This is a genomic window from Alishewanella tabrizica (assembly GCF_014652375.1).
Taxonomy (GTDB): domain Bacteria; phylum Pseudomonadota; class Gammaproteobacteria; order Enterobacterales; family Alteromonadaceae; genus Alishewanella; species Alishewanella tabrizica.
The window spans coordinates 148,322-162,651 of the sequence record NZ_BMYR01000003.1; the positions used below are offsets into that span (position 1 = coordinate 148,322).

Annotated in this window: 13 protein-coding genes; 11 read left to right on the top strand and 2 right to left on the bottom strand. The window is 46.6% G+C overall.

The genetic code is table 11. The annotated features are described in order from the left end of the window. Position 1 precedes the first annotated feature (1 nt). The 9 genes from murD to lpxC all read left to right on the top strand — a co-directional run bounded on the left by murD (position 2) and on the right by lpxC (position 10,245). Positions 2–1,363, top strand: a complete 1,362-nt coding sequence (murD, locus tag IE070_RS04715; RefSeq protein WP_189480993.1) for a UDP-N-acetylmuramoyl-L-alanine--D-glutamate ligase — start codon at positions 2–4, stop codon at positions 1,361–1,363. Then, on the top strand, positions 1,360–2,559 hold the full coding sequence (ftsW, locus tag IE070_RS04720; protein WP_189480995.1) for a cell division protein FtsW: 1,200 nt from the start codon (positions 1,360–1,362) through the stop codon (positions 2,557–2,559). Before murD ends, ftsW begins: the two co-directional genes overlap by 4 nt. Beyond that, positions 2,552–3,637, top strand: coding sequence for an undecaprenyldiphospho-muramoylpentapeptide beta-N-acetylglucosaminyltransferase (murG, locus tag IE070_RS04725; protein ID WP_189480997.1), 1,086 nt, complete (start codon positions 2,552–2,554; stop codon positions 3,635–3,637). The genes ftsW and murG overlap by 8 nt, the downstream gene beginning before the upstream one ends. Next, entirely contained in the window at positions 3,634–5,085 is a 1,452-nt protein-coding gene (gene murC / locus IE070_RS04730; RefSeq protein ID WP_189480999.1) for a UDP-N-acetylmuramate--L-alanine ligase, read from the top strand. The genes murG and murC overlap by 4 nt, the downstream gene beginning before the upstream one ends. Beyond that, complete coding sequence (locus IE070_RS04735; RefSeq protein ID WP_189481001.1) at positions 5,085–5,996, top strand: D-alanine--D-alanine ligase; 912 nt, start codon at positions 5,085–5,087, stop codon at positions 5,994–5,996. Before murC ends, IE070_RS04735 begins: the two co-directional genes overlap by 1 nt. 1 nt (position 5,997) lies before the next feature. Continuing rightward, the gene (locus tag IE070_RS04740) at positions 5,998–6,753 is read left to right on the top strand and encodes a cell division protein FtsQ/DivIB (protein WP_189481003.1); all 756 of its coding nucleotides are present in this window, start codon (positions 5,998–6,000) and stop codon (positions 6,751–6,753) included. Continuing rightward, on the top strand, positions 6,750–7,985 hold the full coding sequence (gene ftsA / locus IE070_RS04745) for a cell division protein FtsA (protein ID WP_189481005.1): 1,236 nt from the start codon (positions 6,750–6,752) through the stop codon (positions 7,983–7,985). Before IE070_RS04740 ends, ftsA begins: the two co-directional genes overlap by 4 nt. A gap of 27 nt (positions 7,986–8,012) precedes the next feature. Further along, a complete protein-coding gene (gene ftsZ, locus IE070_RS04750) occupies positions 8,013–9,176 on the top strand; it encodes a cell division protein FtsZ (protein ID WP_189481006.1) in 1,164 nt (387 codons plus the stop codon). A gap of 157 nt (positions 9,177–9,333) precedes the next feature. After that, entirely contained in the window at positions 9,334–10,245 is a 912-nt protein-coding gene (lpxC, locus tag IE070_RS04755; RefSeq protein ID WP_189481008.1) for a UDP-3-O-acyl-N-acetylglucosamine deacetylase, read from the top strand. 86 nt (positions 10,246–10,331) lie between these two features. Here lpxC and IE070_RS04760 read toward each other — a convergent pair whose 3' ends face one another. Continuing rightward, entirely contained in the window at positions 10,332–10,781 is a 450-nt protein-coding gene (locus tag IE070_RS04760; RefSeq protein WP_189481010.1) for a DciA family protein, read from the bottom strand. 185 nt (positions 10,782–10,966) lie between these two features. Between IE070_RS04760 and secA the strand changes: the two genes are divergently transcribed. After that, a complete protein-coding gene (gene secA / locus IE070_RS04765; protein ID WP_189481012.1) occupies positions 10,967–13,687 on the top strand; it encodes a preprotein translocase subunit SecA in 2,721 nt (906 codons plus the stop codon). Next, positions 13,671–14,093, top strand: a complete 423-nt coding sequence (mutT, locus tag IE070_RS04770; protein ID WP_189481014.1) for an 8-oxo-dGTP diphosphatase MutT — start codon at positions 13,671–13,673, stop codon at positions 14,091–14,093. Before secA ends, mutT begins: the two co-directional genes overlap by 17 nt. Here the strand turns inward: mutT and yacG are convergent. Next, the gene (gene yacG / locus IE070_RS04775) at positions 14,083–14,316 is read right to left on the bottom strand and encodes a DNA gyrase inhibitor YacG (protein ID WP_189481016.1); all 234 of its coding nucleotides are present in this window, start codon (positions 14,314–14,316) and stop codon (positions 14,083–14,085) included. The two genes, mutT and yacG, sit on opposite strands and share 11 nt — an antisense overlap. Between the last annotated feature and the right edge of the window lie 14 nt (positions 14,317–14,330).

Genomic DNA, 14,330 nt, shown 5'->3' on the forward strand with positions numbered 1-14,330 from the left:
CATGCATGCATTATTGACCGCTAAGCGTATCGCTGTTGTTGGGTTGGGCCTGTCGGGTCTAGCAACAGTACGCTTTTTGTTGTCAAAAGGGGTTAAACCTGTGCTGATGGATACTCGCAAACAGCCTGCCGGGTTGGATCAGATCACGCCGGAAAAGGTTGATGGTATTTATTTAGGTGAATTGGACGCCAATCGGCTGGCGCAAATGGATCTGATTATTGTTAGCCCTGGCTTGTCTATTAAGCATCCAGCGTTGCGCTTTGCCAAGCTACAAGGTGCCGAGATCATCGGCGATGTTGAATTATTTGCGCGAGTAAATACCAAACCGGTTGTGGCAGTGACCGGTTCGAATGGCAAATCTACGGTAACAATGTTAACCGAGGCAATGCTACGCCAAAGTGGTATTGCTGCCTTGGCGGCAGGAAATATTGGTTTGCCCGTACTGGATGCGATCGCGCAATCCGAGGTGGCAGTATTTGTGTTGGAGCTGTCTAGTTTTCAATTAGATACAACTGAAAGCTTACGCACATTAGCCAGTGCCAATTTAAATGTGAGTGCAGACCACCTCGATCGGTACACCGATATGTCAGAGTATGCCGCAGCCAAACGTCGCATTTTTCGACATGCTCAATCTGCAATTTTCAATGCGGATGACGCATTAACACAGCCTACTCCCGACAACCTATCTGGCGAGACTCGTCAAACATTGGCGCTGAGCTTGCAGTCACATCAGGGGCTTGCTAACAGTGAGTATGGCATCATGTTGCAGCAGGGGCAGCCTTGGCTGAAAGTCGACGGTGAGCCGTTGCTGCCACTGAGTGAAATGAGTTTATTTGGTGAACACAATCATTTTAACGCCTTAGCTGCTGCGGCAATGGCGTTGGCGGCAGGCGCATCTAAAACCGCTATTGCCGAGACTTTACGCACATTTAAGGGGCTTGCTCATCGTTGCGAGCTGGTGTTGCAACACAATAATGTTCGCTGGGTAAACGATTCTAAGGCGACGAACATTGGTGCCACCTTAGCGGCCCTTGCTGGTTTACGTAGTAGCGTAACTGGAAAAATCATTTTAATTGCGGGTGGTGATGCCAAAGGTGCTGATGTAACGGAATTGCAGCCAGTGCTGTGCCGTGATGTGCAGCACCTTATTACGTTAGGGCAAGATGGGCCAGCAATTGCTGCGTTGATGTCGAGCGCGAAAGAAGTAAAAACCTTACAACAGGCGGTAAAAGTGGCCGCTGAGTTAGCCCAGCCTGGCGATATGGTTTTACTATCGCCGGCGTGTGCCAGTTTAGACATGTTTAAAAGTTATGCTGATCGCGGTGAGCAATTTGCTAAAGCCGTAAGGGAGCTTAAAGTATGAAAGCGATCATGCTAGGCGGCCGTTTTAATCCCTTACCGCGTTTTGATGCGTGGTGGCAAAGCAAAGATCAAGGGCATTACGATAGCGTATTTTTAACGGTATTAATGTTGGTCTTAGCCATCGGTTTTGTGATGGTGACCAGTGCGTCTATTCCCGTTGCCGAGCGGCTCTATGATAATCCGCTGCATTTTACTATCCGCCATCTAGTGTATTTGGGGATCGGTTTTAGTATGGCCTTAGTGGTAATGCGCTTACCCGTCAGTTTTTGGCATAACTATAATATGCACCTGTTGTTTTCAGCGCTGTTGCTTTTGATTTTAGTGCTGATTTTTGGTCGCAATGTGAATGGTTCAACGCGTTGGTTGGCGCTCGGGCCTATCAATATTCAAGCCGCTGAACCCGCGAAATTATACTTTTTCGTTTATTTAGCCAGCTATTTAGTGCGGCGTCATGAGCAAGTGCTGGAAAACCTGATGGGCTTTATTAAACCCCTAATAATGCTGTTCGTGTTTGCCGTGTTACTGCTGATGCAACCAGATTTGGGTACCGTTATCGTTATGTTTGCCACTGCAGTGGTGTTGCTGTTCCTTGCGGGTGCCAAACTTTGGCAGTTTATCGGTTTGATGTTAACAGGGCTAGCGGCCGTTGGCGTGCTGATTTTCTACAGCGAGTATCGCTGGCGTAGGGTAACGGCATTTTTAGATCCATGGGCGGATCCGTTTGGCAGTGGTTATCAATTGACACAATCGTTAATGGCTTTTGGTCGTGGCGGCTGGTTTGGGCAGGGACTTGGCAACAGTATTCAAAAGTTAGAGTACTTACCCGAAGCGCATACCGATTTTATTATTGCGGTAATTGGCGAAGAGGCCGGCTTTTTGGGTATTGCTGTGCTGCTTTGTTTGCTGTTTATTTTGGTGTTTAGGGCGTTGATGATGGGAAACCGTGCTTTACAAAAAGGCATGAGTTTTCATGGCTTCTTAGCCTACGCCTTAGCCATTTGGATTGGTTTTCAAACTGCAGTAAACGCGGGCATGGCCAGTGGTATGTTGCCAACCAAAGGGATGACGCTACCCTTTGTAAGCTACGGTGGCAGTAGCTTAATTATTATGTTGATGGCCGCCGCACTTTTATTGCGTATCGACTTTGAAGTGCGCGTACAGGGCAAGCAAGCGTTAAGTGGGGTAAAGCATGAATAAACCCCGCGTGTTAATTATGGCTGGCGGTACCGGTGGGCATATTTTTCCGGCGCAAGCGGTGGCTAAAGCGTTAAGTGAACAAGGCTGGGACATTGCTTGGCTTGGTACCGCTGATCGCATGGAAGCGCAGTTAGTACCTACCTTTGGTTGGGATTTTTATCCCATCAAGGTTGCGGGTTTACGTGGCAAAGGGTTACGCAGTTTAGTGGCTGCGCCAGCGATGTTGTGGCGTTCAATTCGACAGGCTCGCGCGCTTATAAAACAATTACAACCGCAATGTGTGTTGGGGTTTGGCGGTTATGCCAGCGGCCCAGGAGGGCTTGCTGCATGGTTGGCGCAAGTTCCTTTACTCATTCACGAACAAAATGCTGTAGCGGGAAGTACCAATAAATTGCTGGCTAGGCTAGCTAAAAAGGTTTTGGTGGCATTTCCACAAGCGTTTGCAGGCTCAGCAAAACAGCATGTTGTGGGTAATCCGGTGCGTCAAGAATTATTAGCCTGCCGTGATAATCGCCCTGAGCATACTGAATTACGGATTCTAGTGATTGGCGGCAGTTTAGGGGCAAAAGCGTTAAACGAGCACTTGCCTGCACAGTTTGCTACTTTAGCTGCGCAAGGGGCGATTGCTGTGCGTCATCAAACAGGTGAAGCGATGCATGCAGCCGTGCAAGCGTCTTATGCAAAATTAATGGCACAAGGGGTAAACGTAGAAGTTTCCGCCTTTATTCACGATATGGCAGCGGCCTACCGTTGGGCAGATGTTGTGGTGTGTCGTGCCGGTGCGCTTACGGTGAGTGAGGTTGCTGCTGTAGGCGTGGCTGCGATATTTGTGCCGCTGCCATCAGCGATAGATGATCATCAAACGGCTAATGCCAAAAGTTTAACCGAACAGAATGCCGGATGGTTATTACCGCAAACGCAATTACAGGCTTCTGGCATAGTGCCCATTTTGGCACCTTGCTTAGCCAATAGATCACTTTTACAAGCACGTGCCACGCAAGCGCGCAAGCTCTCGCGCGAACAGGCCACCGCTGAAATTGTTGCCTTATGTCGGCAAGTAACAGGACAAGCAGTATGATTACGACACCACAACAGAAAAAACTGGCGATGCGCCGAGTCGATCGCATTCATTTTGTAGGCATCGGCGGCGCTGGCATGGGCGGTATTGCGGAAGTACTTCTTAATGAAGGGTATAGTGTATCGGGTTCCGATATTGCACCAGGTGCTGTCACAGATAGATTGCGTGGTTTAGGGGCAGAGTTATTTTTTGGGCACCATGCAACAAACATCCAAGGTGCCAGTGTTGTAGTCGTCTCCAGTGCGATTAAAGCGGACAACGCGGAAGTGCTGGCCGCCCGCGAAGCCCGCGTGCCGGTTGTTCGCCGTGCTGAAATGCTGGGAGAGCTGATGCGTTTTCGTCATGGTATCGCAATTGCGGGTACCCATGGCAAAACGACAACAACCAGTTTAATGGCCTCAATATTTGCGGAAGCAGGCGTGGACCCGACGTTTGTGATTGGTGGCTTGTTAAATTCGGCGGGCTCTAATGCTCGCTTGGGTGCTGGGCGTTACCTGATTGCGGAAGCGGATGAAAGTGATGCCTCGTTTCTGCATCTACAGCCTATGGCAACAGTGATAACCAATATTGAAGCTGATCATATGGATACCTATCAAGGTGACTTTGAGAAGTTAAAATCGACCTATATTGAGTTTCTTCATAACTTACCATTTTATGGTATTGCTGTGGTGTGTTTAGATGATCCCGTGCTACGCGAGTTAATACCGCGAATTGGTCGTACGGTATTGACCTATGGTTTCAGTGCTGATGCGGATTACGTGATTAGCGATTTTAGCCAACAAGGGACCCGTACCCAGTTTGTGATTACTGATCCTCAAGGTAATCAGCGCGAAATTAGTTTGAATTTACCTGGTAAACACAATGCCCTAAACGCGACAGCTGCCTTTGCGCTGGCCCAAGACGAGGGTATTGCTGAACATGCTATTTTAGCCGCATTAAGTAAGTTTGAAGGAATTGGTCGGCGGTTTCAACAATACGGTGAATTTGAAACGGGTCGGGGAAAGGTTTTATTGTTAGATGATTATGGTCATCATCCAACAGAAGTTGCCGCGACGGTGGCGGCGGTTCGTAATGCCTGGCCGACGCGTCGCTTAGTGATGTGTTATCAACCTCATCGTTACACCCGTACGCGTGATTTATATGAAGATTTTGCCAAAGTATTATCTGAGGTTGATGCCTTATTACTGTTAGAGGTTTATGCTGCAGGCGAAGCGCCAATAGCCGGTGCGGATAGCCGAAGTTTGGCGCGGTCTATTCGAGCGCGTGGCCAGCTTGAACCCATTTATGTGGCCCAGCCAAGCGACTTAGCTGCTAGCTTAGCAGAGGTGATGCAAGACGGAGATGTGGTGTTAACACAAGGCGCGGGCAATATTGGTAGTTTAGTGAAACAATTGGCGGCCATGAATCTTGATATTGAACAATTAAAAGCCACTAAAGGAGTCGCATAATGAGTCAGTTTGGCAAAGTGGCCGTGCTTTTAGGTGGACATTCAGCAGAGCGTGAAGTATCGCTTCGTTCTGGTAAGGCAGTATTAAATGCCTTACAAGAGGCTGGCGTTGATGCATTCGCCTTTGATCCAAAAGAACAGGCGTTAAGCAGTTTACAGGCCGATCATGCCTTTATTGTGCTTCATGGTCGTGGTGGTGAAGATGGTACGATGCAGGGCGCCCTACAGCTGTTAGGATTGCCGTATACTGGCAGTGGCGTATTGGGCTCTGCACTTGCAATGGACAAAATTCGGTGTAAATGGCTATTTCAAGCACAAGGCTTACCAACAGCACCGTTTTTAGTTGCGCGTCCTGAGGATACGCATTATGCCGCCATGTTAGCGCAACTTGGTGGTAAGGTGATGGTGAAGCCGGCAAACGAGGGGTCAAGCATTGGTATGAGTGCGGCTGCCACGGCGGATGAACTGGCCAGTGCAATTGCTGTAGCCCATCAATATGATGACGAAGTCTTGCTGGAGCGCTGGATCAATGGCCGCGAATTCACCATAGCCGTGTTGAATGATGATGTGTTACCTATTGTCGAAATGCGTACGCCACGTGCCTTCTATGATTATGAAGCAAAATATCAAGCTAATAGTACCGAGTACCTTTGTCCGGCACCGTTGACGGCAGAATTAACTCAAGCCATGCAAGCTACCGCGTTAGCCGCATTCAAAGCGGTAGGTGCCAGTGGTTGGGGCCGAGTCGATTTAATGCTTGACGAGCAAGGTCAGCATTATTTACTGGAAGTTAATACCGTACCGGGCATGACGGAAAAATCGTTAGTACCGATGGCGGCAAAAGCCGCGGGTTATAGCTTTCAACAGTTAGTGCTGGCGATTTTACGTCAAGCCGGACCAGCACGGGGCTAAAATGACTGCCGAGCCTGCTGTTCAGCCAACGCAAAGTCGCGCTGCTTTTATCAGTGGGCTGGTGTTTTTCGGCTTTTCGTTGGTGTTTTTGGGGTATTTAAGTTGGACATTAGTGAATTGGGTGCAGGATCAGCAAAACGCACCCATTTCTCAAGTGAAGTTATATGGTAATTTCCAGCATTTAGATGCACCCGCATTACAGCATCGTTTACAGCAGGAATATGTTGGGAATTTTTTTACGGTTAATGTGGATGATGTGCAGCAATTTTTGCATCAGCAACATTGGGTTTATCAGGTCGCTGTGCGCAAACAATGGCCCGGAACTTTAGTTGTGGTTGTGACAGAGCAACAGCCGGTGGCAATTTGGAATGCCGAGCATTTGCTGAATAAAAAAGGGGAAGTGTTTACCGCACCCATTGCGCAGGTTGCTGATACCTTACCCTTACTTTATGGGCCACAAGGTGCCGAGCAGGATGCGCTGAAGATGTTTAGTAATATGCAGCAGCTGTTGCAATTACATGATTTTACCGTACGCAAAGTGTGGTTAACTGAACGTTTCGCATGGCGTTTAGAATTAGCAGATGGTTTGCTGTTACAAATAGGTCGTGAGGATACCTTAAAACGATTACAACGTTTTGTTGATGTGTATCCGACCATGCAACAACATAATGCAGCCGGGATGGCTGAAGTAGATTTACGTTATGACACGGGTATTGCCGTGCGATATGCAGCAACAGACACAAAGAGAAAAACATGACTAAGTCGTTAGAACGAGATTTGATTGTTGGCCTGGATATCGGGACTGCTCAGATAAAAGCCGTGGTAGGAGAGATCACTGCGGATAACCAACTCAGTATAGTGGGTGTGGGTAGTCATGCTTCACGTGGCATGGATAAAGGCGGTGTGAACGATCTTAATCTGGTCGTGCAAACGGTGCAGCGTGCAATAAATGAAGCTGAACTGATGGCCGATTGCCAAGTTTCCTCGGTGTATTTAGGGATCACAGGCAAACATATTCGTTGTCAAAACGAAAGCGGTATGGTGCCTATTAATGATACGGAAGTCACCAACGAGGATGTGGCAAATGTGATTCATGCGGCTAAATCGGTGCCTATTTCGGCAGAGCGCCGCATGTTGCATGTGTTACCGCAAGAGTTTTCTGTTGATATGCAAGAAGGCATAAAAAGCCCGGTGGGGATGTCTGGTGTTCGTATGGAAGCCAGAGCGCATATTATTACCTGTGCTAATGATATGGCCAAAAATATTGAAAAGTGCGTTGAGCGTTGTGGTTTACAGGTAGATCAATTAATTTTTTCTTCCTTGGCATCCAGTTATGCGGTGTTAACCGACGACGAAAAAGAATTAGGTGTTTGTGTAGTGGATATTGGCGGCGGCACCATCGATATTTCCATTTTCACTAATGGTGCTTTACGTCATACCGCGGTTATTCCGGTAGCTGGTAACCAAGTGACTAGCGATATCGCCAAGATTTTTCGGACGCCGCTTAGCCATGCAGAAGAAATCAAAGTGCAATATGCTTGCGCGTTACGCAGTATGGTTGGTAAAGAAGAAAGCATTGAGGTTCCCAGTGTAGGGGGGCGGCCTGCGCGCTCAATGTCGCGGCATACCTTGGCTGAAGTGGTGGAGCCGCGCTATCAAGAATTATTTGAGCTGGTGCAAGAAGAAATTCGTTCCAGTGGTTTAGAAGAACAAATTGCCGCTGGGTTGGTGTTAACGGGCGGTACAGCCAAGATGGAAGGGGCAATCGAATTTGCTGAAGATATCTTTCAAATGCCGGTGCGCCTAGGTTATCCCATGCATATTACCGGTTTAAGAGAATACGTAAATGATCCGGCTTATGCCAGTGTCATTGGTTTGTTGCTTTATGGCAAAGATGTGCGCAGCCAAAACAAGGCGGCTAGTCAGAGCCGGGATCCAGTCAGTAGTTTTATTAAAAAAATTACTAGCTGGTTTAAGGGTGAGTTTTAAGTAAGCGTAAAAAACGGAGAGAGTGCTATGTTTGAGTTAATGGAAAACCACAGCGAAGAAGCTGTTATTAAAGTGATTGGAGTTGGCGGCGGCGGCGGTAATGCTGTGGAATATATGGTTGCCAGCAATATCGAAGGTGTTGAATTTGTTGCTGCTAATACCGATGCGCAAGCCTTGCGGAATTCTTCTGCTAATGTGACCTTGCAATTAGGTGCTAGCGTTACAAAAGGTTTAGGTGCGGGCGCAAATCCAGAAATTGGTCGTCGTTCTGCTGAAGAAGATCGTGAAACCATCAAAAAAACCTTACAAGGCGCAGATATGATTTTTATCGCGGCGGGTATGGGGGGGGGTACCGGTACGGGTGCAGCGCCTATCGTCGCGGAAGTTGCGAGAGAGTTAGGTATTTTAACGGTTGCGGTAGTGACTAAGCCGTTCCCGTTCGAAGGTAAAAAGCGTACCGCTTATGCTGACGAAGGTATTCTAGAATTAAGCAAGCATGTTGATTCGTTAATTACTATTCCTAACGATAAGTTATTAAAAGTATTAGGTAAAGGCACCAGTTTGCTGGATGCGTTTAAAGCCGCTAACAACGTATTACTGGGTGCCGTGCAGGGTATCGCAGAATTAATTACACGTCCTGGCTTAATTAATGTGGACTTTGCTGACGTTCGCACCGTAATGTCTGAAATGGGCACTGCGATGATGGGTACTGGCCGTGCCAGTGGTCCAGATCGGGCAGAAGAAGCAGCTGAACAAGCGATTTCTAGCCCCTTGTTAGAAGATATTGATTTGTCTGGTGCTAAAGGGATATTAGTTAATATCACCGCAGGCTTAGACATCAGTATTGAAGAGTTTGAAATTGTGGGTAACGCAGTTAAGGCTTTTGCGTCTGAAAATGCAACCGTGGTTGTTGGGGCGGTAATTGATCCAGAAATGCATGATGAATTACGTGTCACTGTGGTTGCTACCGGCATTGGTGCAGATCGTCGGCCAGACATCAGTCTTGTGCCAACGCATCGCGTAGAGCCTGTTACCACAAGCTATGTGCAACAGGGTAATGCGGTGCGCCAAGCGGTTCCGGCCAGTGCGTTGCAGCGTGAAGAGTTGCCATTGAGTAAACCACAGGCTGAAGCGAAAGGTGGAATTGATATTTTCGATATTCCGGCGTTTTTGCGGAAACAGGCAGATTAATATGTATTAATTTGGCCGCTAAGATAACCGACAACAGCTGACGTTATTCATCCGCTGTTAAGTCAGTTTTTGGCATGCTGTGAGTTGGCATCGTAGCCAGCTTATGCTATTCTTCGCGCCCGTTTATCGTTGCTTACTAATTGAGCAGGAAAAACTTATGATTAAACAACGTACCATCAACCACACTGTTACTACCGTAGGTGTTGGGTTACACAAAGGTGAAAAGGTAACGCTTACTCTCCGGCCTGCACCTGACAATACGGGTATCGTATTCCGTCGTGTAGACTTAACCCCGGTGGTAGACTTTAAAATCACTCCTTCTTTAGTGGGTGATACCGTGATGTGTACCTGTTTAATTAATGAGCAGGGTGTGCGATTATCAACTACTGAACATTTAATGGCGGCCATTGCAGGCTTAGGCATTGATAACTTAGTGATTGATGTTGATGCACCAGAAATTCCGATCATGGATGGTAGCGCTAATCCTTTTGTTTATTTGCTGCTTGAAGCAGGAATTGCAGAACAGCGTTTAGCGAAAAAATTTATTCGTATTAAGCGTGCCGTTCGGGTCGAAGACGGTGATAAATGGGCAGAATTTAAACCCTATAATGGGTTTAAACTAGACTTTGCTATTAGCTTTAATCATCCCGTGATTTCTGAAACCACACAGCATATGGTGATGGAATTTTCTGCTGCCTCTTTTATTAAAGAGATTAGCCGTGCCCGTACGTTTGGCTTCCTGCACGAAGTTGAATTTTTACGGGCAAATAATCTAGCACTGGGTGGCAGCATGGATAATGCGGTCGTGTTAGATGAATTCCGCGTATTAAACCAAGATGGTTTACGTTACGAAGACGAATTTATTAAACATAAAATTCTTGATGCAATTGGTGATTTATATATGGCCGGTTACAGCATTTTAGGCGAATTTAGTTCGTTTAAAACAGGACATGCCTTAAACAATCAATTGTTAGGTGCGGTGTTAGCGAACCAGGAAAACTGGGAATTCGTTACCTTTGATGATAAAGCAGAAATGCCTATTTCGTTTTTAGCACCACAATTAGCGTAACGATTTGATATTGTAAAAAAGCCGCTTTGCGGCTTTTTTTATTATGGCAAGCGACGAATAACGCAGAGTCTGCCCCATGGACTAGGTTATTTTAACAACCGCTGTAAAGCTTGTTGCACCGGACCATGAGTTTGTAAGGCGGCGTGTTGTAGTTTTTCTCTGCTCTCATCGCTCATCACGGCTACGTAAGGCTTAGTCGGCGTTTCTTGCACGCTATAATGCGCGCTTTGTCCATTTGGCGATACTTCGATATCGATCCCGGCTAAATCAGGCAAGATTTTTCTGCGAAAATTGTCTAGAATGGCATCGCGTTGCATTTTAAGCCGAGTTGCCCACGCTGCTGAGCTGCAAAGTATGATAGCGCGGCCTTGTTTAATAGTGGCAACTTGGCAAAAACTGAGTTTCGATAATTGCAAAATGTGACAGAGTTCGGCATTGAGCTGAGCAACTTGCTGATGTTGCTGCTGCACACCTGCAAGTGGGCTTTGACCAAATAATTTGGCTAAATCCTCTGGTTTATGGCTGTAACGTTTCATCAGCAGTTAACCTGTACTAGCGAAATAATGGCAAATAAAGTGTATCAGTTTTTCAGCGAGCACAGTAGCGTTCGCCTCTTGAAAGCAGGGTAATTAACCACCATATCCTGTTAACTTTAACAATTATTATAATACTGGCATGGCCAGGGCTGCATAGCAGTTTTAACTTAAATGGTATCTGGATAATGTTTGGAAAACTTTTTGCCAAATTAGTTGGTAGCCGTAATGACCGTTTTTTAAAGAAGCTCAAAAAACACGTGCAGCAAATTAATGCACTAGAAGCTGAATATCAAAAGCTGAGTGACGAACAACTTAAAAATAAAACCAGCGAATTTAAACAACGTGTCTCCGAAGGCGCTAGCCTAGACGCCATTCTTCCCGAAGCCTTTGCCACTGTTCGTGAAGCCAGTAAACGCGTTTTTTCTATGCGTCACTTCGATGTGCAGTTACTCGGCGGTATGGTACTGCATCAGGGTAAAATTTCTGAAATGCGTACTGGTGAAGGTAAAACCCTCACCGCAACCTTGCCTGCCTACTTAAATGCTTTAAGTGGTAAATCAGTACATGTTATTACGGTAAATGATTACTTAGCCAAGCGTGATGCGCAAACGAATGAACCCTTATTCAGCTTTTTAGGCTTGACGGTGGGTGTGAACATTCCTGGGATGGCTCATCCAGAAAAACAGAAAGCTTATGCTGCCGACATTACCTATGGCACTAATAATGAGTTCGGTTTTGATTACTTGCGCGATAATATGGCGTTTTCTCCGCAAGATCGGGTACAACGTGATCTCGCCTTTGCCATTATTGACGAAGTTGACTCTATCCTCATCGACGAAGCACGGACACCGCTGATCATTTCTGGTCCTGCCGAAGACAGCTCTGAGTTATATAAAAAGATTAATTTGTTAGTGCCTGAGTTGGAAAAGCAAGAGAAAGAAGATGAAGAAAATAACCATGGTACAGGCCACTTTACGGTAGATGAAAAAGCCCGCCAAGTTTATCTGACTGAGCAAGGCCAGATTAAAGTCGAAGACATGCTGCGTGAACGCGGTATGATTGGCGAGCACGACACCTTATTCTCTGCAGCCAATATCACATTGCTGCATCACGTTTATGCGGCCCTTCGCGCACATCAATTGTTTAAACGCGACGTTGATTATGTGGTGAAAGAGGGTGAAATTGTTATTGTTGACGAACATACTGGCCGCACCATGGAAGGACGTCGTTGGTCTGAGGGCTTGCACCAAGCCGTTGAAGCCAAAGAAGGCGTGCGGATCCAAAATGAAAACCAAACCTTAGCGTCTATTACCTTTCAAAACTACTTCCGTTTATACGACAAACTGGCAGGTATGACCGGTACAGCAGATACTGAGGCGTTTGAATTCCAACAAATTTATGGCCTAGAAACTATCGTTGTGCCGACCAATAAACCGATGGTCCGCCAAGATTTGGCTGATCTGGTTTATTTAACGGCAGAAGATAAATATAAAGCGATTATTGAAGATGTACAAAAGGCGCGCGATGCGGGACGTCCGGTATTAGTGGGTACCGCCTCTATTGAAAGCTCTGAATATTTATCGGGTTTACTGAACAAAGCGAAAATTAAGCATCAAGTATTAAACGCAAAGTTTCATGCTAACGAAGCACAGATCATTGCCGATGCAGGACGTCCAGGTGCAGTAACTATAGCGACCAATATGGCAGGCCGTGGTACCGATATTGTACTGGGTGGCAGTTTACAGACAGAGCTAAAAGCGTTAGGTGCTGAAGCTGGTAGCGAAGCGATTGCTGCCGCGAAAGCGGATTGGCAACAACGCCATGATGCGGTGATAGCCGCAGGCGGCTTACATATTATTGGTACGGAGCGGCATGAATCGCGGCGCATCGATAATCAGTTGCGTGGTCGGGCTGGTCGTCAAGGTGATCCGGGGATTTCACGTTTCTATTTATCACTAGATGATGCATTAATGCGCATATTCGCGTCTGATCGTATGGCGGGTATGATGCGTCGTTTAGGCATGGCGCCAGGTGAGGCGATTGAGCATCCTTGGGTAAGCCGTGCGATTGAAAATGCTCAGCGTAAAGTTGAAGCTCGTAACTTTGACATTCGTAAGCAATTACTTGAGTTTGATGATGTTGCCAATGATCAGCGTAAAGTCGTTTATGAACAGCGCAACGATCTGCTTGATGCAACCGATATTAGCGAGACTATTCATGCGATACGTAGTGATGTCGTTGAAAACGTGATCAATGATTATATTCCGCCGCAATCATTGGATGAAATGTGGGATATTCCTGGCTTAGAGCAGCGTTTACAAGCTGATTTCGGCGTTGAGTTGCCGATTGGTCAGTGGTTAAAAGAAGACAGTAAACTATTTGAAGAGAAGTTGCGTGAGCGTATCCAGCAAGATGTTGCTGCATCCTATGCCTTAAAAGAGCAAATGGTCGGTGCGCAAGTGCTACGGCAGTTTGAAAAAGCCATCATGTTGCAAAGCTTAGATACACACTGGAAAGAACATCTCGCGGCCATGGATCATTTGCGTCAAGGGATTAACTTGCGTGGTTATGCGCAGAAAAACCCGAAACAAGAATATAAGCGCGAAGCCTTTGAGTTATTCTCAACCATGTTAGAAGCGCTAAAACTAGATGTTATTGGCGTGCTAAGCCGCGTACAGGTGCGTGCAGCTGAAGATGTTGAAGCGGTTGAAGAGCAACGTCGTAAGGCTGATAATGTACCACACAGCTATCAGCATGCTGAGGCTGAGCAAGTTGTGGGAGAGCTACCACCTGGCGTACAAAACACGGGGCCCGTGTTACGTGATGGTGCTAAAGTTGGGCGTAATGATCCTTGTCCATGTGGTTCAGGTAAAAAATATAAGCATTGTCATGGTCAACTCACCTAATCACACGTCTAAACCACAACTGCATGTTGCAGTTGGTATTATTAAACGCCAGCAGCAAGTGCTGTTGGCGCTGCGTCATGCCAGTCAGCACCAAGGTGATAAGTGGGAGTTTCCTGGCGGTAAAGTCGAGTTAGGCGAAACCGTCGACGTGGCATTAAAACGTGAACTTCAAGAAGAACTGGCGATTACCCTGACAGCGTGTCAACCTTTTATGCAAATACAGCATGCGTATCCAGAGCGGGATGTGTTACTGGATATTTGGCTAGTAACGGCGTTTGAAGGCGTACCTACTGGGGTTGAAGGGCAACCGTTGCAATGGGCTGAAATCAGCCAATTGCATACGTTAACTTTTCCAGATGCGAATCAGCCCATCGTTGCGCGTTTACAACAACAGTTTACGGCTTAAAAAACGTATTATCTTGTTGCAACATATCTTGTTCTAATTCGGCTAAATACTCTTCAGATAACTGCTGATCTATTGGCAGTTTATCTGGAATACGATGATTTTCAGCCGCCCAATCGCCTAAATCAATCATTTTACAGCGCTCACTGCAAAAGGGTCTGAATGTCGATTCTGCTACCCAAAGCACTGCTTTTTCACAGATAGGACATTTTACGGATACTGACACAGACTACTCCAATT